The organism is Candidatus Tokpelaia sp., assembly GCF_008636115.1.
Lineage (GTDB): Bacteria > Pseudomonadota > Alphaproteobacteria > Rhizobiales > Rhizobiaceae > QLZD01.
In genome coordinates this window covers 27800-54048 of record NZ_QLZD01000038.1, presented here as the reverse complement: position 1 = coordinate 54048, position 26249 = coordinate 27800, and the positions used below count along the sequence as shown (strand labels likewise).

The 26249-nt window shown below is 52.3% G+C and carries 27 protein-coding genes, 2 tRNA genes and 1 pseudogene; 7 read left to right on the top strand and 23 right to left on the bottom strand.

What is annotated here, in order from left to right:
* Positions 1–213: 213 nt before the first annotated feature.
* Positions 214–825 (bottom strand): Maf family nucleotide pyrophosphatase, encoded by a 612-nt coding sequence (locus DPQ22_RS08140; RefSeq protein ID WP_425305162.1) that lies wholly within the window; start codon positions 823–825, stop codon positions 214–216.
* 382 nt (positions 826–1207) lie between these two features.
* Entirely contained in the window at positions 1208–1426 is a 219-nt protein-coding gene (gene infA, locus DPQ22_RS08135; RefSeq protein WP_150214992.1) for a translation initiation factor IF-1, read from the bottom strand.
* Positions 1427–1746: 320 nt separating this feature from the next.
* Between infA and DPQ22_RS08130 the strand changes: the two genes are divergently transcribed.
* Both DPQ22_RS08130 and DPQ22_RS08125 read left to right on the top strand, forming a co-directional pair.
* Entirely contained in the window at positions 1747–2430 is a 684-nt protein-coding gene (locus tag DPQ22_RS08130) for a DUF1013 domain-containing protein (protein WP_150214978.1), read from the top strand.
* Between the two features lie 232 nt (positions 2431–2662).
* Entirely contained in the window at positions 2663–3544 is an 882-nt protein-coding gene (locus DPQ22_RS08125) for an Abi family protein (protein WP_190323196.1), read from the top strand.
* A gap of 190 nt (positions 3545–3734) precedes the next feature.
* Here DPQ22_RS08125 and DPQ22_RS08120 read toward each other — a convergent pair whose 3' ends face one another.
* The 5 genes from DPQ22_RS08120 to DPQ22_RS08100 all read right to left on the bottom strand — a co-directional run bounded on the left by DPQ22_RS08120 (position 3735) and on the right by DPQ22_RS08100 (position 8318).
* Positions 3735–4016 carry an HPr family phosphocarrier protein gene (locus DPQ22_RS08120; protein WP_150214973.1) on the bottom strand — a complete coding sequence of 94 codons (282 nt, stop codon included), beginning with the start codon at positions 4014–4016 and terminating at the stop codon, positions 3735–3737.
* Positions 4017–4325: 309 nt separating this feature from the next.
* Positions 4326–4733, bottom strand: a complete 408-nt coding sequence (locus tag DPQ22_RS08115; RefSeq protein WP_150214970.1) for a PTS sugar transporter subunit IIA — start codon at positions 4731–4733, stop codon at positions 4326–4328.
* A 182-nt stretch (positions 4734–4915) separates the two neighbouring features.
* Positions 4916–5482 (bottom strand): hypothetical protein, encoded by a 567-nt coding sequence (locus DPQ22_RS08110; protein ID WP_150214968.1) that lies wholly within the window; start codon positions 5480–5482, stop codon positions 4916–4918.
* 70 nt (positions 5483–5552) lie between these two features.
* Positions 5553–7349, bottom strand: coding sequence for a stimulus-sensing domain-containing protein (locus DPQ22_RS08105; protein ID WP_190323198.1), 1797 nt, complete (start codon positions 7347–7349; stop codon positions 5553–5555).
* A gap of 231 nt (positions 7350–7580) precedes the next feature.
* Entirely contained in the window at positions 7581–8318 is a 738-nt protein-coding gene (locus tag DPQ22_RS08100) for a response regulator transcription factor (protein WP_150214966.1), read from the bottom strand.
* A 465-nt stretch (positions 8319–8783) separates the two neighbouring features.
* On the opposite strand from DPQ22_RS08100, the gene DPQ22_RS08095 reads away from it, so the two are divergent.
* Both DPQ22_RS08095 and DPQ22_RS08090 read left to right on the top strand, forming a co-directional pair.
* Positions 8784–10391: a phosphoenolpyruvate carboxykinase gene (locus tag DPQ22_RS08095; RefSeq protein WP_150214964.1), complete on the top strand. Its 1608-nt coding sequence runs from the start codon at positions 8784–8786 to the stop codon at positions 10389–10391.
* A 275-nt stretch (positions 10392–10666) separates the two neighbouring features.
* On the top strand, positions 10667–11143 hold the full coding sequence (locus DPQ22_RS08090) for a LysM peptidoglycan-binding domain-containing protein (RefSeq protein ID WP_150214961.1): 477 nt from the start codon (positions 10667–10669) through the stop codon (positions 11141–11143).
* Between the two features lie 6 nt (positions 11144–11149).
* On the opposite strand, the gene DPQ22_RS09220 is transcribed toward DPQ22_RS08090, so the two are convergent.
* The 5 genes from DPQ22_RS09220 to DPQ22_RS08070 form a co-directional block, all read right to left on the bottom strand.
* The gene (locus tag DPQ22_RS09220) at positions 11150–11473 is read right to left on the bottom strand and encodes a hypothetical protein (protein ID WP_246681548.1); all 324 of its coding nucleotides are present in this window, start codon (positions 11471–11473) and stop codon (positions 11150–11152) included.
* 3 nt (positions 11474–11476) lie between these two features.
* On the bottom strand, positions 11477–11875 hold the full coding sequence (locus tag DPQ22_RS09215) for a Fic family protein (RefSeq protein ID WP_246681547.1): 399 nt from the start codon (positions 11873–11875) through the stop codon (positions 11477–11479).
* A 332-nt stretch (positions 11876–12207) separates the two neighbouring features.
* Positions 12208–12924: a L,D-transpeptidase family protein gene (locus DPQ22_RS08080; protein WP_150215016.1), complete on the bottom strand. Its 717-nt coding sequence runs from the start codon at positions 12922–12924 to the stop codon at positions 12208–12210.
* Between the two features lie 517 nt (positions 12925–13441).
* Positions 13442–13516 (bottom strand) — tRNA-Gly (locus tag DPQ22_RS08075).
* 191 nt (positions 13517–13707) lie between these two features.
* Positions 13708–14877 (bottom strand): DUF2125 domain-containing protein, encoded by a 1170-nt coding sequence (locus tag DPQ22_RS08070; RefSeq protein ID WP_190323195.1) that lies wholly within the window; start codon positions 14875–14877, stop codon positions 13708–13710.
* Positions 14878–15044: 167 nt separating this feature from the next.
* Here DPQ22_RS08070 and DPQ22_RS08065 point away from each other — a divergent pair, with 167 nt between their 5' ends.
* Entirely contained in the window at positions 15045–15602 is a 558-nt protein-coding gene (locus DPQ22_RS08065; protein WP_150214957.1) for a gamma-glutamylcyclotransferase, read from the top strand.
* Positions 15603–15794: 192 nt separating this feature from the next.
* A pseudogene (locus DPQ22_RS09210) lies at positions 15795–16439 on the top strand (Abi family protein); the annotation flags it as partial.
* Positions 16440–16735: 296 nt separating this feature from the next.
* On the opposite strand, the gene DPQ22_RS08055 reads toward DPQ22_RS09210, so the two are convergent.
* The 3 genes from DPQ22_RS08055 to DPQ22_RS08045 form a co-directional block, all read right to left on the bottom strand.
* Entirely contained in the window at positions 16736–18286 is a 1551-nt protein-coding gene (locus tag DPQ22_RS08055; protein WP_425305161.1) for an RsmB/NOP family class I SAM-dependent RNA methyltransferase, read from the bottom strand.
* 23 nt (positions 18287–18309) lie between these two features.
* Entirely contained in the window at positions 18310–19254 is a 945-nt protein-coding gene (gene htpX / locus DPQ22_RS08050) for a zinc metalloprotease HtpX (RefSeq protein WP_150214953.1), read from the bottom strand.
* Positions 19255–19425: 171 nt separating this feature from the next.
* A tRNA-Glu gene (locus tag DPQ22_RS08045) sits at positions 19426–19500 on the bottom strand.
* 245 nt (positions 19501–19745) lie between these two features.
* Here DPQ22_RS08045 and DPQ22_RS08040 point away from each other — a divergent pair.
* Positions 19746–20333, top strand: coding sequence for a hypothetical protein (locus tag DPQ22_RS08040; RefSeq protein WP_150214951.1), 588 nt, complete (start codon positions 19746–19748; stop codon positions 20331–20333).
* Between the two features lie 285 nt (positions 20334–20618).
* On the opposite strand, the gene DPQ22_RS08035 is transcribed toward DPQ22_RS08040, so the two are convergent.
* The 8 genes from DPQ22_RS08035 to DPQ22_RS08000 form a co-directional block, all read right to left on the bottom strand.
* The gene (locus tag DPQ22_RS08035) at positions 20619–20867 is read right to left on the bottom strand and encodes a hypothetical protein (RefSeq protein WP_150214949.1); all 249 of its coding nucleotides are present in this window, start codon (positions 20865–20867) and stop codon (positions 20619–20621) included.
* A gap of 37 nt (positions 20868–20904) precedes the next feature.
* Positions 20905–21588, bottom strand: coding sequence for a lysozyme (locus tag DPQ22_RS08030; RefSeq protein ID WP_150214947.1), 684 nt, complete (start codon positions 21586–21588; stop codon positions 20905–20907).
* 45 nt (positions 21589–21633) lie between these two features.
* Positions 21634–22245, bottom strand: coding sequence for a hypothetical protein (locus DPQ22_RS08025; RefSeq protein ID WP_150214945.1), 612 nt, complete (start codon positions 22243–22245; stop codon positions 21634–21636).
* Positions 22246–23073 (bottom strand): hypothetical protein, encoded by an 828-nt coding sequence (locus tag DPQ22_RS08020; RefSeq protein ID WP_150214943.1) that lies wholly within the window; start codon positions 23071–23073, stop codon positions 22246–22248.
* A complete protein-coding gene (locus tag DPQ22_RS08015; RefSeq protein WP_150214941.1) occupies positions 23048–23629 on the bottom strand; it encodes a hypothetical protein in 582 nt (193 codons plus the stop codon). Before DPQ22_RS08015 ends, DPQ22_RS08020 begins: the two co-directional genes overlap by 26 nt.
* Before the next feature lie 58 nt (positions 23630–23687).
* The gene (locus DPQ22_RS08010) at positions 23688–23915 is read right to left on the bottom strand and encodes a hypothetical protein (RefSeq protein ID WP_150214939.1); all 228 of its coding nucleotides are present in this window, start codon (positions 23913–23915) and stop codon (positions 23688–23690) included.
* Positions 23916–23926: 11 nt separating this feature from the next.
* Positions 23927–24904 carry a phage tail protein gene (locus tag DPQ22_RS08005; protein ID WP_190323194.1) on the bottom strand — a complete coding sequence of 326 codons (978 nt, stop codon included), beginning with the start codon at positions 24902–24904 and terminating at the stop codon, positions 23927–23929.
* A gap of 277 nt (positions 24905–25181) precedes the next feature.
* Complete coding sequence (locus DPQ22_RS08000) at positions 25182–26249, bottom strand: tail fiber domain-containing protein (RefSeq protein WP_150214935.1); 1068 nt, start codon at positions 26247–26249, stop codon at positions 25182–25184.

Here is a 26249-nt window from a genome sequence, read left to right as displayed (position 1 = left end):
ACCTGCGGGCGGCGATATATCCCGATAGTCAGTCACCCGGATTTTGACCATTAGCCATACAACCGCCTTTCCCCGGCCGCAGGCGCGGCACCTCAGCCCCTCCCCGGCAAAGCTGGCCACGGCTGCCTCGTTATTGCGGCCTCACCATTTTCTTCCGCCGCCATTCCCGCGCTGTCCCCCTGCACGGCCTAACCGTCACCGGCCGCCTCACCCTCAGCAGAGCGGGTTGTTTTGCCACACTTCAAATAATGGGTAATTTTGCGCCAGCAGCAAATCATAAGTGCCGGCCATATCCAGCCCGACAATAGCGCTGTAAGAGCCGACAAGGCGGAGGATAAAATTGCCTGCCCGCCCTTGCACGGCATAGCCGCCGGCTTTGCCCTGCCATTCCTGCGAGGCCAGATAAGCGGCTATCGTCTTTGAGCGCAGCAGGGCAAAGCGCACCCGGCTTTCACTCAAACGATGATGAATTTTGTCCCTGGCGCTTACCAGACTCACAGCCGTATAGACTTTATGCGTCCGCCCGGAAAGCAGGCGCAAACAATCGCGCGCTTCTTCCTCGGTTTCGGCTTTCGGCAAAATCGTCCTCCCCACTGCCACCACTGTATCAGCCGCCAGAATCAGCGCCTTTTCCAGCCCGGGCACCTGGCGCACCGCCTGTCTGGCTGTTTCCGCCTTTTCCCGCGCCAGCCTTTTGGCCAGCGAGCGCGGGTGCTCGCCCCTTTTGGGCGTTTCATCAATATTGGGAGCGTGAATATGCTGCGGCACCGCGCCGATTTGCTGTAAAATCTGCAAACGGCGCGCCGAGGCGGAAGCCAGCACCAAAACCGGCCTTTTTCCCTCCGATACGGGGAAAAGCGGGGTAAGCCCGGTTATTTCTGCCAGAGCAGCGCCGCTATCAGCGACTTCCGGCGCAAAAGGCGCCGCTTCATTGCCTGTATCTGCCGGTTTTTTATGCTTTGCCGCAGCGGCCGCAACCCCGGCACCGGCAACCGGCGCAAAAGGCACCGCCTTTTTTTCAACCCCGCTTATTACTGCCGCCGCTTTTTGCGGCAGCGGCCGGCGGCCTTTTAGCGGTGCTTTTGTCTTTGCCATGCTCAACCTCTCCCAAATCGGAGCAATCCCGGCTCGCTTCAAAACACCCCCCGGCGCCACCCGGCCGGAACAAGGCAAAACAGCGCCGCAAGCAAAAATATGCGCCGGCAAATTATTTATAACGATAGGTAATGCGCCCTTTGCTTAAATCATAAGGGGTCATTTCTACTGTCACTTTATCGCCCGCCAAAACACGAATGCGGTTTTTGCGCATGCGCCCTGCCGTATGGGCAATAATTTCATGCTCATTATCCAGCTTCACCCGAAACATTGCATTAGGCAGCAACTCGGTAATAATGCCTGAAAACTCCAAAACTTCTTCTTTTGCCATAGAAACCCTGTCTGATTTGCCCGGCTCTCTGCCAGAGTGCCTGCCTTTATTGCAAGTCCTGCCAAAACTTATACGATATTCTTGTCTTTGTGAATAGGCATATGCTTTTGAGCCTGCTTGAACAAGGGAATATTCCGGTTTATTGCTTTGTTTAAGCAAATTTCGCGCTTACATGCCGGCCCGGCAGCGCAAATCTGCCAAACTCCACCTTGCTCCGGCGGCAAAAACGGTTTATAATGGCCGCCGGTTTCCCCAAAAAGTGGTTTTACTCCACCTCCTGCCTGCGCTAATCGGGCAGGCGACAGAGAAGGATTATATTTATGGTCAATCGTCTTTTAATGCCCAAAGCCACGGCTGTCTGGCTGGTGGATAATACGGCGCTTACTTTTGAGCAAATTGCCCAGTTTTGCAATTTGCACCCGCTTGAGGTGAAGACTATTGCCGATGGCGAAGCGGCACAGGGTATTAAAGGGCTTAACCCGCTTACCACCGGCCAGCTCACGCGAGAAGAAATCAGCAAAGGGGAAGAAAACCCTGAGCACAGGCTGCAACTGGCTGCTGCCAAAATCACTTTGCCGGAAAAAAAGCGCCGCGGGCCGCGTTACACCCCGCTTTCTCGCCGGCAAGACCGGCCAAATGCCATTTTATGGCTGGTGCGCAACCACCCGGAGCTGAAGGATACGCAAATTTCGCGTCTTGTCGGCACCACCAAATCCACTATTGAGCAAATTCGCAGCCGCACCCACTGGAATGCCGCGAATCTGACGCCGATGGATCCTGTCACTTTAGGCCTGTGTTCGCAAATTGACCTGGATATTGAGGTAGAAAAAGCCGCCAGAAGCAAACCGCAGGTTGAAACACAGGATACCGGGCTGCTGCCCGCCCGCGCGACAGAAAATTTGCCGCTAGAGGCAGAGACTCAAGCGGATTTGGACGAAAGAAAAGTTTTTTCCAGGCTTTCTTCCCTCGGCAGCGATGCGGAAAAAACAGAAAAGCCGGAATAAAATCTGCCGGCCTTGGCCGCTCTACGTCGTCTGCGGCAAACAGAGTGCTTGACTCGAGCCGGGTCGCGGTGCTACCTTGGCGGGGAATGAATGTGGCCCCTCTCTTGTCTTACGAAGTTTGGGTGCGCTCGGAAGTGACGCGCGCTACAAGAAGTCGAGATGATGTTGCAGGAAGCAAAGCGCCTGTATCTCATTGAGATACGGGCGTTTTGCTGTGTATAAGGGGAAACCGGTGAAAAAAGCGTTGTCGCTGGAAGAGCAGATCCATTTTATCAAAAGCCTGCCTATAAAAATTGATGATGAAGCGGCGGCGCGCAAATATTTGCTCAATATCAGCCTGTGTCATTTAAAAGCTTATTGGCTGTCTGTTCCCCCCGACATTCCTGACCGGAATTTTGCTGAGCTTATCAAGCTTTATGAATGGGATTGCCGCTTAAAACAGCTCATTACGGCGGCGCTCGCGCCGATTGAGCTTTCTGTCCGCGCTATCTGGATACAGGTGCTGACGGATACCAAAAAGCATTATCATGCCTTGAGCTATTGTAATGCGGCTCTGTATCAGACCGGGCAGTTGCGCGATTTGCAGCAGGCTATGCAAAAGGCTTTACAGAAAGACGGCGCGCATTTGCCTTATATGCAAAAATACCGCACAGATCAAACTATGCCGCCTGTCTGGAAAATGTCGGAAATTCTGTCTTTTGGCCTGCTGTCGCGCTTGATCGCAGCTTTAAAAAATGGTTGCGTCATCGCAAAACGCTATTATCTTGAGAGCTACACTTTCTACAATATTTTACGGATAATGTGCCGTATTCGCAATATTTGCGCGCATCACGAAATTTTGTGGAATTACACAGGGGGAAGGCTTAATTTGCAAAAATGCGCCAGGGCAGCGCTACTGACAAACTCTCTGCCGGCAAACGGCCGGCTGTCCGCAGTGAAGCTTTATATAATCGGCTGTTTTTGTGCCTGGTTACTGCGCATTATTAGCGGCAGGCATAATTACCTCGAATGGAAAACCGCTTTTAAATACCACATCGCCGCCGCGCCGGCTTATACGCCGCTTGACTATATGGGCTTCCCGCCCGGCTGGCCAACGCAGCCGCTATGGCAGTAAAGCCGCGTAAAGGCGGGAGTGAACGGCTTAGCCTGCCCTGCCCGCCTCAGCTTTCCTCACTCAAGCAAGGCCGGCATTGGCCGCTGCTGTCCGTTCGGCCGGCAGCCCGGCTAAAGCAGCTTTTGCTGCGCCGGGCGCTCAAACTCCCTGCAACGGCTTGGCCTTCCCTGCCAAACAGGCCGGGCGCGCCTCAACTTTCCTCACCAAAGCGGGCTTGCACCAGTTCGGCCAAAGCCTGCAAGGCCTGCCTGGCCTCGCGGCCGCGAGCGCGAATAGTGATAGAACTGCCCGGAGCCGCCGCCAGCATCATCAGCCCCATAATCGAATCTCCCCCTACTTGCATACCGTCTTTTTCTACCTTTATTTCAGCCTCAAACCGGGCAACGGCTTGCACAAAGCGGGCAGAAGCACGGGCATGCAGGCCAAGCTTGTTACAAATTTCCAGTTTGCGGCTAAATTCTTTATCCGTCATTTTGCCCTGCAATCCCGCTTGATATTACCCCTATGGCAGAGCCATATATTTTATAATCCGGCATTGGCCCTGCTGCAATTTTACCGGCTGCCCGGCAGCCTGACGCAGCTTTTATCCCGCCGGTTTGCAAGCTGCCTTTCCCGGATCAGGCTCTATCAGGCACGGCAGCCGGATAAAGCGGCATAACAGGCCGCCCGGCGCATAACAGGCTTGCTCAGGCTGAAAGTCCGGCCTGTGCCGCAGGCCTTGCCGGCGAAAGCCGCCCCTCCAGCTTTAATGCCAGAGCCGCCTGCGCACAAGCTGCTTTTGCTAGCCTTCTTCATTATTTAAAATCATGCTTGGAACATTGATATATTTGCGCCCGGCTTCCTGCGCGGCTCTTAACGCCTCTAGCATGGTTTCGGTCTTGCGCACACTGGTGAGTTTTATCAGCATTGGCAGATTGACACCGGCAATAATTTCCACCTTGCCTTCCCGCATGGTGGAAATAGCCAGATTAGACGGCGTGCCGCCGAACATATCGGTGAGAATAATCACTCCCTGGCCATCTTCCACCTGCTTTATTGCTGCCAGAATATCCTCGCGGCGGCGATCCATATCATCGTTAGAATCAATGCTTATTGTCGCAAATTTTTCTTGCGGCCCGACAACATGAACAACAGCACGCAAAAATTCTTCTGCCAGACGTCCATGCGTTACCAGCACCAGTCCAATCATAGGAAACCCCGTCAAAGAAGAAAACGCCGACTGCCCCCTTTTCTTCTTATATATGTTTTAAATCACATTGTGCGGCTATTATAAACTCTTTATTTTGGTCTTCAGAGCTGTAATTGCAATAGTTTCTGTGTAAAAGGCAAAATTTATATCCTTTGTTTAAATCGGGCAAAGCCCGGTTTGTCTCAAAATTTACGGCCAATATAAGCTTTCTTGAACAGCCGCGCTTCAATAGCCTGGCATAAAGCCGTCATATCTGCTTTGCCTGCTTGCGGCAGCTTTAATAAAGGCAGGCCTGCACCTTGTTTTTGTCCTGTTTTTTGTTGCGCACCCGGCACTTGCGCCGCGGGCGGCCAGTGCCAGCTCAACCCCTGCGGATAGCGCTCCCCCTCACCGGCCAGCTCTACCGCCAGATCAAGCCGGACAAAAGGCTCATAGGGCATTTGAAAAACCCCGGCGCCGCGAATTTCCAGGGCGCCGGCAATATGCGGCGGGCTTTCGGCATAAAGAGCGCCGTTTTCCCGGCGCAGCCGGCTATAATCATCGCCAATCAAGGCGGCCGTGCGGCCAAACAGGGCTGCCCGCTCCAGCAAAGCCAGAGTCAGGGCTGATTTCCCCGCCCCGGCAGCACCAATAAGCAACAAGCCATAGCCCCCCAGCCGCAAACTATTGGCTTTTATCAGGCCGGTGCCGGCCGGCTCCGGCCCAATACCGCTATCGCACCGGGTTTTATCTGTTTGCTCTGCCGTCATACAGGCCGTCCCTGTTGATATTTGCACCGGCACTTATTGCAGCCAAAATCGGCACTGATACCCGGCCGCCTCAGCTATCCAGCGCCGGCAGCTTAATAATAAAACGCGCCCCGCGACAATGTTGCTCATCATTCTGGACAAAAATATTTTCGGCAGTGAGTGTGCCATTATGTGCCTCAATAATCTGCCGTGAGATAGAAAGCCCCAGGCCGGAATTCTGGCCAAAAGCCTCATTTCCCGGGCGATCCGTATAAAAACGCTCAAAAATACGGTCAATATTTTCCGCCTTTATCCCCGGGCCGTTATCTTCTACCGTAATCAGAATAAAGCCTTCTGCCTGCTTCATGTGAATATGAATACGCCCGCCCGCCACGGGGATAAAGGAGCGGGCATTTTCCACCAGATTAGAAAAAACCTGCCCCAGCCGCAATTCATAACCGCGGACACGATAAGGCCGGCTGCCGGTGAGCGGCTCTGAGGTAAAATCTATCACGGCCTGCCGGCGATTTTTGCGCACTTCCTTTGCCGCGCGCACCAGATTACCCAGCAGTTTTTCCAGATTTACCGGCCGCGCTTCTTCCCGCGCCAGTTCGGCGTCCAGCCGGGAAGCGCCGGCAATATCGGTTATCAGCCTGTCCAGCCGGCGCACATCGTGGCCGATAATATCCATCAGCACCTGCCGGGATTCATCTGATCGCGTCAGAGGCAAGGCTTCCACCGCACTGCGCAGCGAGGTAAGCGGATTTTTCAGCTCATGGCTGACATCGGCAGCAAAACTTTCAATCGCCTCAATCCGGGCATAAAGCGCATCGGTCATCTGGCCAATAGAAACGGATAAATGGCCGATTTCGTCACGCCGCGCCGAATAATCGGGAATTTTAACCCGGCTTTTAGCGCTGAAACGCACTCTTTGCGCCGCATCAGACAAACGCCGCAGCGGCGTGGCTACAGTAGAGGCCAGCAGCAATGACAAAACCAGCATAGTCAGAGCAACAACCGAGAAAATTTTAACAATACTGCGCCGCTCGGCGCGCACAATTTCTTCAATATCCGAGCCGGCTGTTGACAGCAGTAAAACCCCCAAAACCGCGTGATAACGCTGAATAGGCACAGCGACTGAGACAATTAACGCGCCTTGCCGGTCACGGCTTTGCGCTGTTACAATATTGCCCAGCATGGCGGCTGCCACTTCCCTGTGCACCTGATTGGCAATATTTCTGCTGCCGATATAGGGCATGGAATCCGTGCCGAAAACAAGATGATGTCCCCATTCGTAAAGCCGCCGCAACAGGCCGGGTTTCTCTTCCGTCACCGGCGGCAAATTATAGCTGGAAATCCGCCCGTCTGAATAAAGGCGGCGCGAATCCAGCAATACATTGACATCGCGATCATAAATAACGGCACGGGTCACGGCGGGAGAAATAACACGCCGCAAAATCAGCGCCACCCGCTCTGAATCAATAGGGAAATACCATGTTTCCACCATATTGCCCTGCCCCGGCGCCGCACCGGGGCGCGGCTCTACATAAACCATGCCTGTATCCACAGTGGCAGAGGCGGCAATAGCGCCGGCAATAATACGCCCCTGTATACGCAGGCTTTCGATTTTAGCTTCTATCAGCCCGTCACGAAACCGGTTGAGATATAAAATCGCCGCCACCAGCGCACATAAAGCTGCCAAGTTTAAAATAACAATACGCCGTGTCAGGCTGGAAAATAAAATTTGCTCGAACATACTGCGTCCGCGCAGATAAAAATAACATAAACGCTGCCCTGCCCGCCGCCAGCACCAGCGCAGAAAAGCGCGAATACCGCGTTTTCTGCCATGCGGCGCAGTTTTGGCCGCCGGCACGGCCTCAGCCGCCATGACAGGCGCATTTACCCCCTTTGCTGCCGTGTTGCTGCCCGCCGGCCGGTTTTGCTGCCGCCGGTATTTTTGGATAAAATCGCCGATTTTTTTCAAATTTCTGCCATTTCCAACGGCTTCTGCCGCAATAATCGACAAGCAATAACGAGCGCACTGTCACCACAACAGGCGCAGCACAAGCAGTAGAACCCGACCTCACCAATAACAGGCCCGACCGGCGTTTAACCGGCTTCAGGCCTCACGAAAACGATAACCCACGCCATAAAGCGTCTCAATCATTTCAAAATCATCATCTGTTACTTTAAATTTTTTGCGCAGGCGCTTAATATGGCTGTCAATCGTGCGGTCATCAACATAGACCTGGTCATCATAGGCTGCGTCCATCAGCGCATCACGGCTTTTAACCACGCCCGGGCGCTGCGCCAGGCTCTGCAAAATCAAAAACTCAGTGACTGTGAGGCTTACCGGCCGGCCTTTCCAGGTGCAGATATGCCGCTCGGAATCCATTAGCAGGTCACCGCGCTCCAGCAAAGCGGCCGGATTGACAGCCGCCGCCTCATGGCCGGCTTCGGCCTTGTTTTCACGCGCGCCGGCGCGGCGCAAAACCGCTTTGACCCGCTCTACCAGCAGCCTTTGTGAAAAAGGCTTGGTGATAAAATCATCGGCGCCCATTTTCAGGCCAAATAATTCATCAATTTCATCATCTTTGGAAGTGAGAAAAATAACCGGCAAATTGCTTTTTTCCCGCAGGCGGCGCAATAATTCCATGCCGTCCATACGCGGCATTTTAATATCCAATACAGCCAGATTAGGCGGGTTGGCCGCCAGCCCTTCCAGCGCCGAAGCGCCATCTGTATAAGTTTCCACTTTATAGCCTTCCGCTCCCAGCACAATAGAGACAGAAGCCAGAATATTGCGATCATCATCAACAAGAGCAACGCGCTGCACCGGTGTAGGCTTATCTTTCATTTCTACTCTTTCCTTGTCACAAGGCGCAGGCAAAAAACTTTCGGCCCTTGCTTGTCTCGGCTCTTTTTACAAATTTACCCGGCAGGCCGCCGCCGCAGAATTCGGCTGAAAAACTATTTTATCACTATTTTTGCCGATATTAAGGCAAAGGCCGCAGCAAAACAAGAGAGGATAAGGGAAAGCCGGCAGGCCGGCCACACACATAGCAAAGGCAAAGGCTGAGCCTGTCAAGGCCGGGTAAAACCGGAAAAACGCGACAGACCGGCCAGGCATGGTAGAAAATAAAGACCCGGTGGAGATTTGCCCAGGCGCTCATAAAAGCCATTGCTTTCTCTGAATTTCTGCCTCAAAGATGAAACAGACAGCGAAAGCAGGGCAAAGGCGCCAGGCCGGGCCGGACTAAATTAGGACAGTCTGTCGTTTTGCGGCTTGAAGCAGTTGCACCTCATTTTCCGGAGTAATATTATGCTAGAGATCGGTCTTTTCAACCGTCAAAATTCTATCACCCAGGCAGGCTTTCGCAATCTGGCCAATGTTTATTATAATTTGCCGCCGGCGCTGCTTTATGAGCAGGCAGTGCTGCGCCGCGAGGCGCAGATTACGGCTCAGGGGGCCATTTGCGCCAGAACCGGGCAGCATACAGGCCGCTCAGCGCAAGATAAATTTATTGTCCGCAGCGATGAGACAGAAAATACGGTCTGGTGGGAGCAAAACAAACCGATGGCGCCGGCGCATTTTGATGCGCTTTATGCTGAATTTCTGGCCTTTGCCCAAAGGCGCGATCTGTTTGTTCAGGATTTAATTGCCGGAGCAGAACAGGATTGCGCCCTGCGTGTGCGTATTATTACCGAGCAGGCTTGGCATTCGCTGTTTATCCGCAATCTGCTGATTCGTCCTGAAAAGGAAGAACTGGCAGAATTTGTTCAGGATATGATAATTTTGCATATGCCCTCTTTTGAGGCGATGCCTTGCCGCCATTTCTGCCGCTCCTCTACCCTTATCGCCTGTGATTTGAGCCGCAAAATCGTGCTTATTGGCGGCACTTCCTATGCCGGGGAAATTAAAAAATCTGTCTTTACCGTTCTCAATTATATTTTGCCGCCCAAAGGCATTTTGCCCATGCACTGCTCAGCCAATATGGGAGAGGCAGGCGATACAGCTTTGTTTTTCGGCCTTTCCGGCACCGGCAAAACCACGCTTTCGGCGACAGCAGAACGGATTCTTATCGGCGATGATGAGCATGGCTGGAGTAAAAAAGGCATTTTTAATTTTGAAGGCGGCTGTTATGCCAAAACCATTCACCTTTCCCCCAAAGCCGAACCGGAAATTTATGCCGCTACACAAAAATTCGGCACCGTTCTGGAAAATATTGTTTTAAATGCCGATCATGAACCGGAATTTGACAATGACAGCCTGACAGAAAATACGCGTTGCGCCTATCCGCTCAATTTTATTGCCAATGCCGCCTCAGGCGGCAGAGCCGGCCCGCCCAAAAATATTATCATGCTGACAGCCGATGCTTTCGGCATTATGCCGCCGATTGCCAGGCTCGACAAAGCGCAGGCAATGTATCATTTTCTTTCCGGTTATACGGCCAAAACGGCCGGAACAGAAAAAGGCATAACCGAACCGCAGGCGACTTTCTCCGCCTGTTTCGGCGCCCCTTTCATGCCGCGTCTGCCGACAGAATACAGCGCTTTGCTGGGAGAATTGATAAGCAAATATGAAGCGGAATGCTGGCTGGTAAATACCGGCTGGACAGGCGGTGCTTACGGCACAGGGCAGCGCATGCCCCTTGCTGCCACCCGCGCTTTGCTTGCGCAAGCGCTCAATGGCAGCCTGGCTGAAAATACAGATTTCCGCCGCGATAAATGGTTTGGCTTTGCTGTGCCTGTTCATGTCAACGGGGTCGATGATAAATGGCTTATCCCCGAAGATACATGGCAGGATAAAACCGCCTATGCCGAACAGGCGGCTAAACTGGTTGCCATGTTTAGCAAAAATTTTGCAAAATTCAGCCTCTATGTGAGTGAAGAGGTCAGAGCGGCCGCCCCGCATTTGCCGGCAGCATAATATAGTGCCTGCCTATAAATTATAAACTTTCCTAACCTGCAACACTATGGAAATTATATATTCCATAGTGTTGAATATAATAAATCCTGTATTTTATCAAATAATACTAACCCAGTAAATTTATTCATTTTTCGGTTTTAATATTTTCAAAATTAACGCTTTCTTTATAATAAGTTTATCTTGTTCTTGAAAGCTTCTCCAATACTCTAATTTCTTCCTCTGTAAAATATTCTGCGCTGCTGTTTCATGCCGCGCCGGGCTTACAGGGTGTTTTTATGAGTCTTGTGCATTTTGTAAAAATTACAGGCAAGGATTTAAGCGGCAAAGGGCAGCCCCCAACGGCTGCCCTTTTGAAGCGGGATCTGGATTCCTATAATCTGGGCACAGAACGCGTGCGGCTGCAAATTGAAGGTGACACAGTAATATTGCGCGGAGCAATCAGTAATCGCGGTGCCTTTGAAAAAATGGTAGTGGCTGTCGGCAATATTCTGGGCATTGCCGCAGTAGAGAGCAAAGCCGTAAAAATAAACGAAGCCGGTTCGGATACCGGCATTACCTATAAAGGCCGGCTGGTTTATTATATCGTCAAATATGGTGATAATTTATCCCATATTGCCGAAAAACTTTACGGCCACGGCTTTGGTGTTAAAGGAGGCCTGATTTTTGAGGCCAATCGCCCCATGCTGCGTATGCCGAGCAAAATTTTTCCCGGCCAGTTATTGCGTATTCCCGCCTTACCATTGCAGAAATAGCTTTTATCAGGAATTATTAAGGAAAAGCTGTACTAACGGTGTATTGATATAGTAATTATTTCTGCCGATTGTACATTTTTTAACAAAATCCTTTGCTGCCAATTCCTCTAAATATTTTGCCGCAGTCTGGCGTGATTTCTTTAAATCCTTTGCCACAAATTCGGTTCTTGTATAAGGGTGACGAAACACATTATTCAGCAAATCTTGCGAATAAAGATTCGGCAATTCCTGCCGCAGCCTGTGTTTCATCGCCGCCATTTGCTTGCGAATATGTTCTACCAGATTCAACGTTGTTTGCGCTGTTTTATCGACAGCATTTAAAATATACAATATCTACTCCTCCCACTCCCCCTTATCTCTCACGGCCTGAAGCAAATGATAATATTCATCTTTCGAGGCATTGATAGCCCGGCTTAAATATAATATCGGACTATCCAAAAGACCTGTGCGGGTTAAATAAAGAATATTTAGAATGGGGCCAATCCTGCCATTACCACCTGAGAACGGGTGAATGCTTTCAAATTGATGAGGAATCAAAGCCATTTTTATCAACAGGTCAACAGCAGACAGGGAATCATCATTGACAAAGTGCAACAGCCTGGCCATAGCCTGCTCTATTTTCTGCCTGTCCTGGGGCGGGATATAAACATTTTCTCCCGTTCTGTCATTTCTCAAAACTGTTCCCGGTGTTTGCCGATAACCGCCGCCATGCCCCTTCAAAATCCTGAACATATCTGTAATAGCCGTATTGCTGATAATATTTTGATAGCGCTTCAGGTCGCGAAAGCCGGCAGTAATGAAGGCTGAGATGCCAAATCAGGCAAAATATTAAACAGGCTTTAACATGTCCTATCCCAAAACAGGAAATATGATAAATTTTTTAACATAACGGCCATAATATGTTAAAAATTTCCATTTTTTTTAACATATCAAGCCCAATATAGCAGAAATACAGATAGTCATTGATAATATAACGGTAAAATGCACAAAGGCGCGGCCGGCAAAAGGCGCCCCCCCCCCCGGCTAAGCTTTATACTTTTCGCCTCTGCCCGGCACAGCCGACCCTAACGCACAACAATCGGCGCATCAGCCGGAACGCGGCCATAAAGATCGATAATATCCTGATTGATCAGCCGGATACAGCCTGAAGACACAGATTGGCCGATGGACCACCATTCCGGCGAGCCGTGAATGCGGTAACCCGTATCGGCATTTTTGCCTTGAGCATTTTTACGGTAAATATAAAAAGCGCGCGCGCCCAGCGGGTTCATCAGCCCCGGCTCCATACCGTTTTTATATTTTATCAGCTCCGGCTGGCGGGCAATCATTTCCCGCGGCGGGGTCCAGCGCGGCCATTCTTTTTTATATTGCACATGCGCCCGGCCCGACCATTCAAAACCCTGCTTGCCAACCCCGACACCATAGCGCACGGCATCGCCATCAGGCAGAGTGTAATAAAGAAAATGCGCTTTGGTATCCACTATAATCGTGCCCGGGCGCTCGCCGGTTGTATTCGGCACAAGCTGGCGGCGGAATTCACGCGGCACACGCATATAAGGCACGGCAGGTATATCAAAACCGCCATCATGCACGGCGGCATACATTTGGGCAAAGCCTGATATATCGGAATCCACACCGATTTCAGGCCGCATCGGCGCCTGGCGGCCGCCTGAATTATCAAGCCCCGGCACGGCACAGCCGCCAAGCCCGGCAGCAAAAGCGGACAAAACGGAAAAATGCAAAAATTGCCTTCTGGAAAGCGGAAAAGAAGATTTGGACATAGAACTGACAATCGAAACTTTTGACACAACGCACTGCGCCTTTTATCTGTAGCCCGCAGGGCAAACAGCACAATAACCCGCTTACAGCACCAAACCGCGCGACACTACATCAAAACGGCTCTGGAAGAATCATTAAAGGCGAAAACCGCCTCATAATAAAGTTTTTCTCTTACGAAAAAGTTAAATGGGCCTAATCTGCCCGCTTTGCCTGTTACCCGGGCTTTGTCCCACAGCCACAGGAATCAAAAGACAAAAGCCGGGCCAAATTGCCGCCATGACACCGCTGCGCCCCCTGGCGAAACCGGTAATAATTCCGACAGGCTGAAAGTAATATTTGCTCTGACAGATCGCCGGCAATGGCAGACCCCCGGCATTATTACGCTTAAGCGAAACAAGAGCCAAAGGCCGTAACGGGCTGCATTTTCTGATTAACTATACGCCGCTGCCGGCTTTGCCGCGCGCAACGGCCTGGGCGCGAGTATTAGCGCAAAATAAAGCGGAGAACACCGCCGAAAAATGGAGCGGGCGATGGGATTCGAACCCACGACCCCAACCTTGGCAAGGTTGTGCTCTACCCCTGAGCTACACCCGCATACTCCCCATAAAACACAGCCCGACCCCACAGATCAGCCCCGCTTTATGTGCTGCCTGTATGGCGCAAGATAAAAAGAAATGCAATACAAAAATTTATTTTTTTGCATTTTTATTGCCGGAATTTTTAAAAAGCGACAAAGGCCAAAGCCGCCATGCGGCTCATAGGCACAGCAAAAATAAAACGGCAGATTAAAGCGGCGGAATTTTGCCGAGCTTCAAAAAACCCAGGCGCATATGGCTATCGATAATCTCCAGCACCAGTTGCGGCTCACCTTTTTTATTTTTTGGCATAGAGTTTAAAACAAAAAACAGGCTTTCCAGATTATCCGCCTGATTGGGGAAAACAGAGCGAGCAGTCCGCATAAGCGCCGTAGAATCCGTCAATGAAATGGTAATTTTGCCGTTTACCCGCCCATTATCGGTAACGGCAACCGGGCCGGATAAAGCCAGGCCGCCACCATTTTTAAAAGATAAAACCAGTTTCCTGATTTCGCCCGATTTACCCCTGAGCCAGGTTTTATCCGGCCGGCGCAAAACCTGTCGCAAGCCGGCATAAAAATCCCCCGCTTTGTCACAGATAATATCGAGCGAGCCGTCAGCCGGCGGCAGAGCTATATACGCGCCCGAAAACAAATAGGGAACCGATAAATCATCGAAAGAAAGGGAAAAAGATAATTTGCCGCCATCACGCTTTTTGCTGCCAAAGCGCAAAAAATCAGCCGAGAGCAGCGCTTTATCGGGCAAAAACGGCAAATTGCCAATAACCAGTTTTTCGGCGCTTATATCAATATTGCGCGGCCGGCCGGCCGCGCAATCACCCTCACATTGCAGTTTTTGCCAATCCGCTTCAATCACCCGGCTATAAGGCAGTTTCAGCAAAGCGGGCGCCCCCATTTCTGCCAATATCCAATGCGGTGCATAAACCGGCGCGCCGGCGGTTAAATAGGAGCTGCGAAAAATCAGGGCGCCGGCATTACCGCTGCCCGGCACAGCGCCCCCGCCCTCTTTAGCCGCCGCGCCGCTTTCCAATATAATATTGGTTTCAGCCCAGCCCGGCACAGCACTTTCTTTATCAATCGATAGACCGGCGCAGGATATGGCCAGGCGCAGCGGATAACCGCTTTTGCGCAAATCGCCGCAGCGAATATCCACCCCTTCTACCGCCGCCTGCCCAATATAGGCAATGAGATTATTTTCCACGCGGCCGGCCATAAAATACCAAAAGCCGCTATAAATAGCGGCGAAAAGCAGTATTACTGCCAGGATAAGGCTGCGGCGGCGCCTGCCGCGAGATTTTATGTGCCCCTGCCCGTTTTTATGCGACATTAACGCCTGATCCTCAAATTTTACAGCCTTCAAGGCCGCCGGCTCCGGCCAAAAACCAAGTTTGAGATAAAACCGCAGGCAAAACAAGCGGATTTTACCAAAAAAACACATAAAAATGGCAGAAAATTGCTTTTATCCGGCAAATTGCCACATTATAAAGGCAACATAGCAGGTTTGAGTTTTGCTTTTGGAATAAAGTGATGAAAAAGGCCTTTTGGGTTTTCGGTTACGGTTCTTTAATGTGGAATCCCGGCTTTGTCTATAGTGAGGCACAGCGTGCCCGCCTTGCGGGCTATCACCGCAGCCTGTGCATTTATTCCCACCATCATCGCGGCACAAGAGAACAGCCGGGGCTGGTCATGGGGCTTAACCCCGGCGGCTCATGCTGCGGCGTGGCTTTTTATGTCGATAAGGGCAATGCACCGGCGGCCTATCATTATCTGGTAAAGCGCGAACAGGTGGATAATAGCTATAAAGAAGAGCATATTCCGCTCCAATTAGCCGGCGGAGCTGAAGTAGAGGCGCTGGTTTTTGTCTCCGACCTTGAGCATGCCCTGTTTGCCGGCGATTTACAGGCCGCTGCCATTGCCGGCATTGTTGCCCCGGCGTATGGCGTGGCCGGTAGCAATCGCGCTTATGTCGCCAATACTGTGTCAGCCTTGCGCCGGCTCAATATTCATGAGCCAAAGCTGGAAGAAGTGCTGCACAACCTGCTACAAACAGAAAGCCGGCAGCGAAAATGCCCGCCGGCAGCGTGAGAGGCTGCAAATTTTGTGTTATTTTTATCTTGCTTTTTTGTTCTTCTCGCCTTATGATCACGATAATAGTTCCTTTCACGCTTGTGAAGGCGTATTTCACGCTATAACACAGCGCACCAGAAAGGCCTTTGAAGCTTCATAGAAGCAGCGTTGCGCAGAATTTCTTTTGTCAGGGCGCCGAGTGGTGAGTCGATGGGGGCAGTCTTTGCCAAACTGGCTTTGTCTCCTGCCGAGCAAGTAGCGCATCTGCAACGCAAAGGGCTGCGTATTGCGGATCCGGCGGCGGCGAGGCATAGCCTCGCCCATATTGGTTATTACCATTTAAGCGCTTACTGGTTTCCCTATAAAACATCAGCCGGAGCTTCCCGCGCCTTTCGCCCCGGCACGGATTTTGCTGAAATTGTCAAACTCTATGAGTTTGACCGGGCCTTAAAATTACTGATTATAGATGCTATAGAGCGGATCGAAATCTCTATCCGCGCAAATTTCGTGCGCTTTATGAGTCTGGAATATGGTGCCCACGGCTATTTAGACTGGCAGCATTACAAAACCGCTGCCCCTTTGGCAAAAATTATCAGCGATACAAACAGAGAATTGCAGAAACCCAATAACCTCTTTACCCGGCATTATAAACAGGTTTATGACAGCCCGCTCTTGCCGCCTTTATGGATAGTGGCCGAGCTTCTCACTTTCGGCACATTATCAAAATTGCTGGCAGATTTACGGCAGCCTGCTGACAGAAATGCCATTGCCCGGCCATATAGTTTGGACGAAACTATATTTCTGCCGGTTTTACAGCATTTATCCTATATTCGTAATATTTGCGCCCATCATGGCCGCTTGTGGAATCGTGATTTAATCATTAAGCAGCCGATAGCAAAGAAACCGGAATTTCTAGCGCAAAATCTTAATAGCTCTGCCAATAATAAGATCTATAATGCACTCGTCTATATTGCCCATTTGCTCAAAATTATTAAACCGGAGGCCGTCTGGAAAACAAAAATTAAACACTGTGTCACTACGCGGCCATCTTATGCCCACTTAAACTTTATGGGCTTTCCGCCGGATTGGCAGCAAAGGCCGCTTTGGCAATATGCAGCGGCCACAAATAAAGCCGCAAGCCGGGTTATTATTTATAATTTTTGCAGGCGGGCGGCAAAAAAACCGTCCAGACCGGCGAAAAGCGGCTCTTTATCCGGCAAATCAGCGGGGGTCGTGCGTAAAAAGCCCTGCTCCGTTATAAGCCCGGCGGCCTGAGCGCGCATTGCATCTGATTGCCTGGCTTCATCATCAAGCAAAGCCTGCATATCTGCCGCGGTAAAAGGCAAAAGCTTGACCGCGCTCTTATAGTCGCGCAAAAAACCATTCACCACTTCTTCCCCTTCGCGCCGAGCCAAAGAGCAGTTGCAAAACATAATCAGACCGCCGCTCTTCACCAAAGGCAGGCAGGCTGCCAGCAACTCCGCCTGCAACTGCGCCAAAGCGGCAATATTACCGGCATTTTTTGTCCACATTATATCAGGGTGACGGCGGATTGTGCCGGTGGCCGAGCAAGGCGCGTCCAGCAGCACGGCATCATATGGCCGGAAGCCCGGCTGCTCGGCAATAGTACGCATATCTCCCTGCCAGGTTTCCACCGGCAGGCGCAGCCGCTGCATATTGTGCCGCAATCTGGCCAGCCGGCTGGCAGAAATATCAACCGCCGTCACACTAGCCCCATTCAGGGCTAATTGCGCGGTTTTGCCGCCGGGAGCAGCGCATAAATCAGCCACGCGCCGGCCCTTTATATCCCCCATCAGCCGCGCCGGCAGGCTTGCCGCCGCATTTTGCACCCACCAGGCGCCCTCGGCAAAGCCCGCCATAGTCGCCACGGCGGTTTTGCCCGCCGGCTCCGGTTGCTGCCGTTCCACATTAGCTGCCGCTTTATCAGCCGCGCCTTGCTCAGACTGCGTATTATCAGCCGCAGCAAGGCGCACAGTGCCAAAAGGCAGAAGCCTGCCGCGCAGCTTTTCCGCCCAAAACGGCGCCTCTGCTTTAACTGTAATATCCAGCGGCGGCAGATAAAGTTGCGCTCTTATAATAGCTTCGGCTTTTTCAGCGCCGTAATCTGCTGTCAGCATTTGCCAGAACCATGGCGGCACAAAAGCCGCCGCCGGCAGCGCCGCATCGCCGCTTGCCGCGCCTTGCCGCGCCAGGCGGCGCAAAACCGCATTAACCAGGCCGCCAAAGCGCTTTGTCTGCGGGTGGCGCCTGGCGCTCTCTACCGCCAGATCAATGGCAGCGTGATCAGGCACATTGAGATAAAGAATTTGCGCCGCGCCAATATGCAAAATATGCTCCAGTGCCCTCGCTTTTGGCGGCAGCGGCCTTTGCAGCAACTGCGCCAATCGCGCCGCCAGCACGCCGCGATAGCGCAAGGCGGCCTGTAATATAGCGCGCAGCAAAGCCCGATCGCGCCGGTCAAAAGCCGACAAAGCCCTGCTGCCGCCGGTCTCGTCCAGCAACCCGTCCAGCGAAGTTTTCTTATCCACTACCGCCGCCAGCAGCCGGGCCGCTATTTGCCGCAATGCCAGCCCCGCAGGCATTGCCGGCGGCACTGGGGCTGCCGGCTTTTGCTGTTTTGGCGCTTTTTGACGCTGTATTGCCTTATCTCCCGCCTGCCCCACTGCTTTCGGCTCTGCCATAATTTTACCCACGCGCCAATCGGCTATTTTTGCAGCCATTTCGGCCTTTTATAGCGGCTTTCCTGCGCTTTTGCCATAATGCGGGAAAAATCATCTTCAATATCCGCATTCATGACACGCGCCATTTTACGCAAAGCAGCAATGCGATTTTCTGTCGCCGGGTGGGTGGAAAACAAATTATCCGCCCCCTGACCGTGCAGGGGGTTGATAATAAACAGCGGCGCCGTAGCGGGGTTATGCTCTGCCTCTTCATTGGGGATTTTGCGCACAGCGCCGGCAATTTTTTGCAAGGCAGAGGCCAGCGCCAAAGGCTTGCCGCAAATTTCTGCTCCGCCTTTATCTGCCTCATATTCGCGCGTGCGGCTAATCGCCATTTGCACCAGCATGGCGGCAAAAGGCGCCACCAGAACTGAAACCAGCATGGCAATAGCCGTCAGCGGATTACCCTGCCCTTCACTGTTTCGATTAGCCCCCTGGCCGGAAAACAGAGCAAAATTGCCGAGCATGGAAATGGCACCGGCAATAGTGGCGGTCAAAGTCATGGTCAGTGTATCATGGTGGCGGATATGCGCCAGTTCATGCGCTATCACCCCGGCCAGCTCATCACGCGTCAGGCTTTGCAGCAGCCCTGTTGTTGCCGCGACTGCCGCATGCTGCGGGTTGCGCCCTGTGGCAAAAGCATTGGGCTGGGGATTGTCAATAATGTAAACACGCGGCTGCGGCAGAGAGGCAGCGCGGGCCAAAAGGCTGACAAGATTATAAAATTCCGGCGCGGCCCTGGCATTGACTTCACGCGCGCCATACATGCGCAGCACAAGTTTATCGGCATTCCAGTAAGAATAAAGATTCATGACAGCGGCTATTAACAGCGCAATCAACATGCCGTTAATCCCGCCGATAAAATAGCCGACAGCCATAAACAGCGCCGTCATAAAAGCCAGAAGCATGGCTGTGCGGATAAAATTCATGGCGCTGCACCTCTTGAAACAGGTTTGCCGTTATTTTGCCTGATACGATTATAGTCACTCTTATTATACGGCCGGCAAGATAAAGGAAGGGTAAAAACAACAGCCATAGCACAATCAAGAGCTTCTGCCCCGGCCGCAGTAACAAAAACCAGATAAATAATAAACAGAGAATGGTACGCCTAAGGGGAATCGAACCCCTGTTTCCGCCGTGAGAGGGCGGCGTCCTGACCGCTAGACGATAGGCGCATAAACACAGGCAGCATAAAACCTGCTATGCCGCCTATAAAGCATATTGCCACTCAAACCGCAAGCCCTCCGCCGCGCAATCGAGCGGCAAAAGCCGCCTGATCAAAGCCCGCGCCCGGCCGCTTTTGCCTTAATTTTTCTTAACCATAAAGTGATTCGGCCATAAAGAGGCGGCAGAGTTAAAGATTTTGTTAAGAGAGTCTCTCTAGATTTGCAGATTATAATGTAAGCACAAGGTGAGGCATATGCAGCGCTTTTTATCAGGCATAGCGCTTATAATTTTATTGCTGGGGCTTGGCAGTTGCGCCTCCACCCCCACGCAAACCGACAATGCCTGTGCTGTGCTCAGCCAGAAAAACGGCTTTTTCCATAATTGGGGGCGTTCGGCCAAAAAAGCAGAGCGTGAATATGGCATTCCCATGCCGGTTATTTTGGCCACAATCAACACGGAATCAGGCTTTAAACAGCGCGCCAAACCGCCGCGGCGCAAGCTTTTGGGTTTTATTCCGTGGAAACGGCAATCTTCCGCTTACGGCTATGGTCAGGCGCTTAGCGGCACATGGGAGCATTATAAAAAATCTACCGGGCATTACGGTGCCAGCCGCACCAGTTTTGACGATGTGGCGCAATTTATCGCCTGGTATCACCGCGGCAGTGTGGTTAAAAACAATGTCCGCCCAGATGATGCCTATAGCCTGTATTTAAATTATCAGTTGGGGCACGCAGCCTATGCTCGCGGGCAAACAACGCCGGCAGCGGTGGCGGCAGCGCGGCGCACCCAGCGCATGGCAGAGCGTTATGACCGGCAATTACGTAATTGCGGCCGCCGGTGACAATATTTTTCTGCTCCGGCAGGGCAAAACGCGCAAAGAGCCGCCTGAATACAAAAAACTGCGTGCCGGGGGCATAAGGCAAAAGCCTCGCACCTCCGGCACGCAATCAATCCTGATCTGTCTGGCAATCCTGTTTTATCTATAAAAACCATTGCGTCCTTAAACGGCACTGGTCGAATCTTTCCCTTAACCGCCTATCGCCAGCAGCCCTGCTTGCGGCCAAAACGGTCGGTTGCCGCCAAAAAGCGCGCCAAAGGCGGCTCCTCCTGCACCAGCCGGGCGGGATTATTCACTTTTGGCGGCCTCTCCCACCCGGCGCAGGGCAGAGCGGCATGTTTCCCGCACCCCGCCAAGTGCAAGACACAAATCAACAGCGTCAACCTTATCCACAGCATGGTTGATTTCCTCCCGCGCGGCAAAAGCAGCAAGTGCCTGTTGCAAATTATGTTTTTTACCGGCAGCCTGGCCATAAAAAAAGCCGCAGGCAAAAGCGGCACAAGCAATAATAAAGCAAAATTGCAAACGATACGACATGCGCCGCCTTTCTCTCTGTCACCCAGGGCAAAATGCCTCAAAACATTGCCCGGCGCATACGGCGAACAAAATACCAGGCACCGCCTAAAGCGCATAAAACCATAATCAAAGCCAAAGCCCATTGAAACGGCCCCTGCCCATCGGCAAAAGCGGCCAGCCCGGCGGCCGAGCCGGCCAAAGGCGCTACAACTTCCGGTGCCAGCCAGCGCATTTCCCGTTTCGGTTCCGCCCGCTGCGCGCTTGATGAAACAAAATCCCCTTTTGCCCACAAGCCGGCCTCGGCCGCGCGGCGGTTAACAAGGCCTTCCAGCCTTTTGCCGCCGGCATAGACATAACGCATCAGCTCAGCCGGCACAGCGTGATAATTGCCTTTATTGATCAGCGCCGGAATGCGTGATTTGGCAAAAGCGGCCGTGCCGATATTATAAGCAAAGGAAACCAGCGCTGAGAATTGATTATCGGAAAGCGGCGCCCGCACCAGCCTCACAACAGCCGCTTCATAATGCTGCAAATCCTGTAGCAGTAAGGCTTCAGCGCGCATTTCATCAATCACCATGCCTTTAACCACAGCCGGCGGGCCGGCCGCAACTGTGTGGCCATAGCCGATTGTCCAGGCACCGCCCGGGCATAAATAAGCGCGCAGACGCAGGCCTTCCCAGCGTTTTATATGTTCCAGACCTTGAGCATTTATCTGCCTTGGCGGCGTTTGTGCCTCTATCATTACCTGTCTCCACCAACAAAAACCCGGCAAAAGCCGGGTTTTTCGTTAAAGTTTCCAATTATAGTCGCCAGTGGCGGTTGCGGCATAATAGGGTAGTCTGACCATAGGCGCATTACCCTGGCTTAACATATGCCCCTGGCCGTCATCGGGGACAGTGACAACATATTGTTTGCTAAACCGGCTATCGGGCAGGTTAATCACCAGCCGATAATCTTCCTCCTGCTTTTGCGACTGAATATTTATCACCGGCACACTGCTATCAATACGATTATCTATCATAGTGCTGATACTCATGACAAAATCAGCCCTGGCAGAGGATATTCTGAATAATAGCGGGCTTTTATTGGCGGGAGAAAGCACCATGCCCGCCGGCATTACCATTATGCCGGGAACAGAGCTTGCTATCCGCAAGCTGAATTTGCCGGAAATATTACAAGGCGTCATTTTCACTATAGAAGTCGTATTTGTCTGCCGATAATATTCCAGGCAAAAATTATCGCCGGCAATAACAGGGTAATTTTCGTCCCATTTATTTAAGCTGAAAATATTGGAACTGCCCTCATTTGTTGCAATAATCAGCCGATAACCGGGGCTGATACTGCCGGCCACTGTCTCGCCATTTGATAAATCTATTTCTATATTTGCGGTAGCGGCCATTTACACAATCCTGATTGCCGTAATTGAAATGCCGTTTTGCCCCGGCTCGCCCTTCTCGCCTTTTTCACCGCCGGCAGCGATAATTTTAATGTCGCCGGTGCCAATCAAACCTTCGCCATTGATTGTTTTAAAACCGGTCTCAATGACCGCCTTAAGATCTGTGCCCGGCTTTGTCAAAGTGATAGACTGGCGCGTAGCCGTGCTGTCAACAGCAAGCGACAAATTTTTCCATTCACTGTCAGAGACAAGCCCGTCTTTGCCGTTTTGGCCATCTTTGCCGTCCCTGCCGTTTTTACCGCTTTCTCCCGGCTCGCCTTTATCACCTTTGTCGCCCTTCTCGCCTTTTTCGCCGCCGCTGCCGCCGGCCGGCAATGGCCGCCACACACCGTCACCATGCAAAACCGCATTATTGGCCATGGTGCCGGCCGCCGCAATATCGGCCACAGCCACCTGGCTTTTAAAAGCCAGATTGCCCAGATCGTTTTTGCTGACATCGCCTGCTTTTTCAGCTTGCTGCAAGGCTTCTTCCGCCTGTTTCTGCGCGGCCGCAATCGCCTGTAACTGCTCACTGCCCAAAGTCAGCGTAATATCCTGCGTTAGCGCACCGCCGCCGGCAAGTCCCTCCCCCGCGCGGATAAAACGCATAGCCGGGACAGCATTATCGGCCTTTACGCCTTGGGCGGCACTGGCAAAATCTTTAACCGCCGCTACTGCCGCACTGCCGAGGCAGGCGGGCACAACCGCTTTGTCAGTGGCTGTGCCGTCTACAATATCCTGCCGGCTCGCTGTGGGAATTTCAAAATTATGGGAATGATAGGGAACCGTCATCACTTTCTCCTTTTAAACCGGCCTGGGCGGCATACCCTATAGCCAGCCAAAAAAAACCAGGCCGGCCGCCGGGCTGCGCCTGAGAGGCCTTATCCGCCGCCATCAAATGGGGAACCGCTGCCCTCTGCACCGCAAATCCTGTTTTTTCCAGGCTTTCTGCCATGATAAAAGCCGCGGCAGCGCTCTCATTCGGCCCGGCACACAGGCTAAAAAAAGGATAATAATCGGCATTGGCAAAGCTGAGAGGAAAGCGAATATTCAGCCTGTCATTAGTGCCGTTGCTGCTTTTATCCACCGCCTGAAAACCGTATTGGATAAGCAGCGTCTCATTCAGGCGAATAAAATGCGCCGGCTCTGCCAATGCCGCTTTCGGTTTTTCTCCGCCGGCCTGCCCATTGCTGCTTTGGGCTGCCTTATATCCTGTCTGCACCGTTAATTTTAATATTTCGGCCAAAGGCACATGCGCCAGTTGATTATTGGCATAAATCACGGCGCGGATTTTACCGGCCTCCCGCAGGCCGGGGACAGCCACCGGTCTTGTCATATTTTCCATCATATCTCCCCGATCGCTGCTTTATTTCAACACATTGTCACCCGGCGCGGCACTGTTTTTCTCAACCCGCTTTGCCCGGCGCATAAAGAGCAGCATTGCGCGCCTTGTAATCCGCCCAATAGGCCAGGCCGTTTTGCGCTTCTCCCAGCCCGGCCTGAGCCAGCCTATAGGCCGCATAATCGCCCTGCTGCTGCGCGGCGGCCTGTTGCTCGGCAGCGACCCGGCATTGTTCCTGCAACTGGAAAAGTTTATTATCAATAAAAGTCGTAAAAGCAGTTTCCTGACTCACAGGCCGCCTCCTCAATATTTGATACAATAGAGCAAGGCCACATTTTGCGGCCGTGTTTCACCGCCCAGGCGGTTATTGTCATTCAGCCCCCAATCGGTTACAAAACTATGCGCATGAGCGCCGTCACCCATTGTCATTTCGGCTGAATTATTGCGAGTTCTGCTATCTACCGAATTACCGCCATTGGCTCTGGTAAATGTCGGCAGAAAATATTGGTGGCTATGGCCGCCGCCCCAATCAGTTGCGCCGCCATGGCGGTGTGTTTCCAGCATAGCGCGTTCCCAGGCGCCAAGGGTGCGCCCGTTTTGCATGCCCATATCCGTGCGGTCATCAACCCAACCGCGGATAAATTCACCGCGCAAATCCGGCAGCCGAAAGGCAAGGCCTTTATCATCACGGCCGAAGCGATCGCCAATAGCCTGATATAAATCGGCATAATCGGCGCGGGCAATAAAACGGCCATTGCATTTCAGCCAGCCGGTCGGGGCGACCGCGCCGCAAAAAGGCGCCACAAAACCGGCCGGCACCGGCGGTGGCGCCGGCGGGATAAAAGCCGGCGAGAGCAAAAACCAGGCACCGCCGGCGGCAAGAGCAGCATTATAAACACATTCATAAACTCCGCCGGGCTGCATTTCTCCGCCCTCCAGCGGCACTGCCGCATTCAGCCCGGCTTTCAAAATCGGCTTTGCCGTCAGATTGTTCAGGCTCAAAGCGGCGCCGGCGCTATTGGCCAAGGTCGCGCGAAAGCGGATAATAAGGCCGCCACTATAAGAGCGAACAGGCGAATTGCTGGTAATTGTGACCAGAGCTGCCGTGCCGCCGGCGGCAATATTGCCGCCTATATCGGCCAGAAATTCCCGCAAACGCTGCATCATAGTGCGGGCAGAATTATTGACCGTGCTTGGCGGCTGGCCCTCCGCCCAATTTATGCTATTATCAGCATTGGCATTATCGGCCGCCTGCAGCGACCAATCATAAATGGAACTCATCAAATTTCTCCGCAGAAAAAGGGAAAAACAGCCTGAAACAAGCATTCCAGACCAAATGCGGCCAAGAGAGACCCGCCGCACAAAACAGCAATTTTAAACAAAATCGCTGCCTGGGCGCCGAACGGCCGAAATTTTTCAAAAAAGTGCAATTTTTAGCGGCGTAAAAACCTGCTCCGGGTTTTCGCTCTACCCAAAAAGCATTTTTACCCGCCGCTGTTCTTATCTCAAACCCCCGCCGGATTTGAGGAACAGCTTAAACTTTTTGCGGTTCAAAGACTTATCCTTCGGTTTTCGCTCTATCCAAAAACTCTGCAAGTTTTTGCGGTTCAAAGCCGAGCTGCCCGTAATCCACGCAATAAAGCCCGTCTCCGGCGTCAATAGTTACTGCTTCCGGTTTCAGGCGCAGCACATCTTGCGCCATCACCCCACGCCAGCGCTGTTTTTCTCCTTTATAATTAAATTCATAAAGCGGGAAACCGTTTTTACAGCCGGCAGGAATAATATTCTCTTTGGCACGGCGGTCGGATTTCCGCGTCAAACCGCCAAGCGAGCCGACCATATTCCACGGATTATTCCTGTCGCTCATGCTGGTGCTGCTCTTGCTTGTTTGTGTGCCGTAATTGCCGGCAAGACCTTTGGCCGCATCTTGCAAATAGCCCAAACGGCGCCAGCCTTTATTATCCTCTTCTTCCCATTTTTGTTGCGCCGCCGCCAATTTATCCTGCGCATTATCATCTACCACGCGCCCGCCTTGCATTTGCGCCTCGGCCGCGCCGCTCCAGTTGCGCAAATAATTGCCGGCGCTGTTCAAGGCACCTTGATTGGCGCTGTCTATTTGCCCATTGGCCGCCAACATATTTTGCATTGCCCGGTCATAATCCGTATTCAGGCCGTTCACCATCATGGCAGCCGTATTTTTAGCCAGAATATTGCTATTGGCACCGGAGCCGTAACGCCCGGCACCCGACATTTGGCTGTTGACTTTGGCTGCCATCTCATTGGCAGCCTCATTCAAACGCTCGCGATAATAAGGATTGCCCTGCTGCAAATAGCTGCCTGAGGCCATATCGGCCAAATTGCTTTGCGCCGCTGTCGGCTGGCCAAGCCGGCTTTGCAGGGCATTATTGCCAAAGCCGGAGAGCGCCTGCTGCAAACCTTGCAGGCCGCTTTGTGTCTCACGGCTTAAATCTGCCACACGCTGCCCCTGATAGACATTGCCCCCCTGGCCGGATTGATAAAAATTCTGCGCATCTTTAGCCCCCTGCCGGAACAAAGGCATAGCCCAGGCAGGGGGGCTGCTCGTCTGCGTTGAAGATTGCTTCTGCTGTTTACTGCTGCCGCCCAT

Coding starts and splice junctions, on each gene's coding strand:
- DPQ22_RS08115 (WP_150214970.1), bottom strand. CDS start 4,733: ATGATTGGACTGGTGCTGGTAACGCATGGACGTCTGGCAGAAGAATTT.
- DPQ22_RS08040 (WP_150214951.1), top strand. CDS start 19,746: ATGCAGCGCTTTTTATCAGGCATAGCGCTTATAATTTTATTGCTGGGG.
- DPQ22_RS08000 (WP_150214935.1), bottom strand. CDS start 26,249: ATGGGCGGCAGCAGTAAACAGCAGAAGCAATCTTCAACGCAGACGAGC.
- DPQ22_RS08120 (WP_150214973.1), bottom strand. CDS start 4,016: ATGACGGATAAAGAATTTAGCCGCAAACTGGAAATTTGTAACAAGCTT.
- DPQ22_RS08020 (WP_150214943.1), bottom strand. CDS start 23,073: ATGACGGTTCCCTATCATTCCCATAATTTTGAAATTCCCACAGCGAGC.
- DPQ22_RS08105 (WP_190323198.1), bottom strand. CDS start 7,349: ATGGCGGCTGAGGCCGTGCCGGCGGCCAAAACTGCGCCGCATGGCAGA.
- DPQ22_RS08055 (WP_425305161.1), bottom strand. CDS start 18,286: ATGGCAGAGCCGAAAGCAGTGGGGCAGGCGGGAGATAAGGCAATACAG.
- DPQ22_RS08100 (WP_150214966.1), bottom strand. CDS start 8,318: ATGAAAGATAAGCCTACACCGGTGCAGCGCGTTGCTCTTGTTGATGAT.
- DPQ22_RS08015 (WP_150214941.1), bottom strand. CDS start 23,629: ATGATGGAAAATATGACAAGACCGGTGGCTGTCCCCGGCCTGCGGGAG.
- DPQ22_RS08030 (WP_150214947.1), bottom strand. CDS start 21,588: ATGATAGAGGCACAAACGCCGCCAAGGCAGATAAATGCTCAAGGTCTG.
- DPQ22_RS08095 (WP_150214964.1), top strand. CDS start 8,784: ATGCTAGAGATCGGTCTTTTCAACCGTCAAAATTCTATCACCCAGGCA.
- DPQ22_RS08080 (WP_150215016.1), bottom strand. CDS start 12,924: ATGTCCAAATCTTCTTTTCCGCTTTCCAGAAGGCAATTTTTGCATTTT.
- DPQ22_RS08090 (WP_150214961.1), top strand. CDS start 10,667: ATGAGTCTTGTGCATTTTGTAAAAATTACAGGCAAGGATTTAAGCGGC.
- DPQ22_RS09215 (WP_246681547.1), bottom strand. CDS start 11,875: ATGTTCAGGATTTTGAAGGGGCATGGCGGCGGTTATCGGCAAACACCG.
- DPQ22_RS08110 (WP_150214968.1), bottom strand. CDS start 5,482: ATGACGGCAGAGCAAACAGATAAAACCCGGTGCGATAGCGGTATTGGG.
- infA (WP_150214992.1), bottom strand. CDS start 1,426: ATGGCAAAAGAAGAAGTTTTGGAGTTTTCAGGCATTATTACCGAGTTG.
- DPQ22_RS08065 (WP_150214957.1), top strand. CDS start 15,045: ATGAAAAAGGCCTTTTGGGTTTTCGGTTACGGTTCTTTAATGTGGAAT.
- DPQ22_RS08130 (WP_150214978.1), top strand. CDS start 1,747: ATGGTCAATCGTCTTTTAATGCCCAAAGCCACGGCTGTCTGGCTGGTG.
- DPQ22_RS08035 (WP_150214949.1), bottom strand. CDS start 20,867: ATGTCGTATCGTTTGCAATTTTGCTTTATTATTGCTTGTGCCGCTTTT.
- DPQ22_RS08025 (WP_150214945.1), bottom strand. CDS start 22,245: ATGGCCGCTACCGCAAATATAGAAATAGATTTATCAAATGGCGAGACA.
- htpX (WP_150214953.1), bottom strand. CDS start 19,254: ATGAATTTTATCCGCACAGCCATGCTTCTGGCTTTTATGACGGCGCTG.
- DPQ22_RS08005 (WP_190323194.1), bottom strand. CDS start 24,904: ATGAGTTCCATTTATGATTGGTCGCTGCAGGCGGCCGATAATGCCAAT.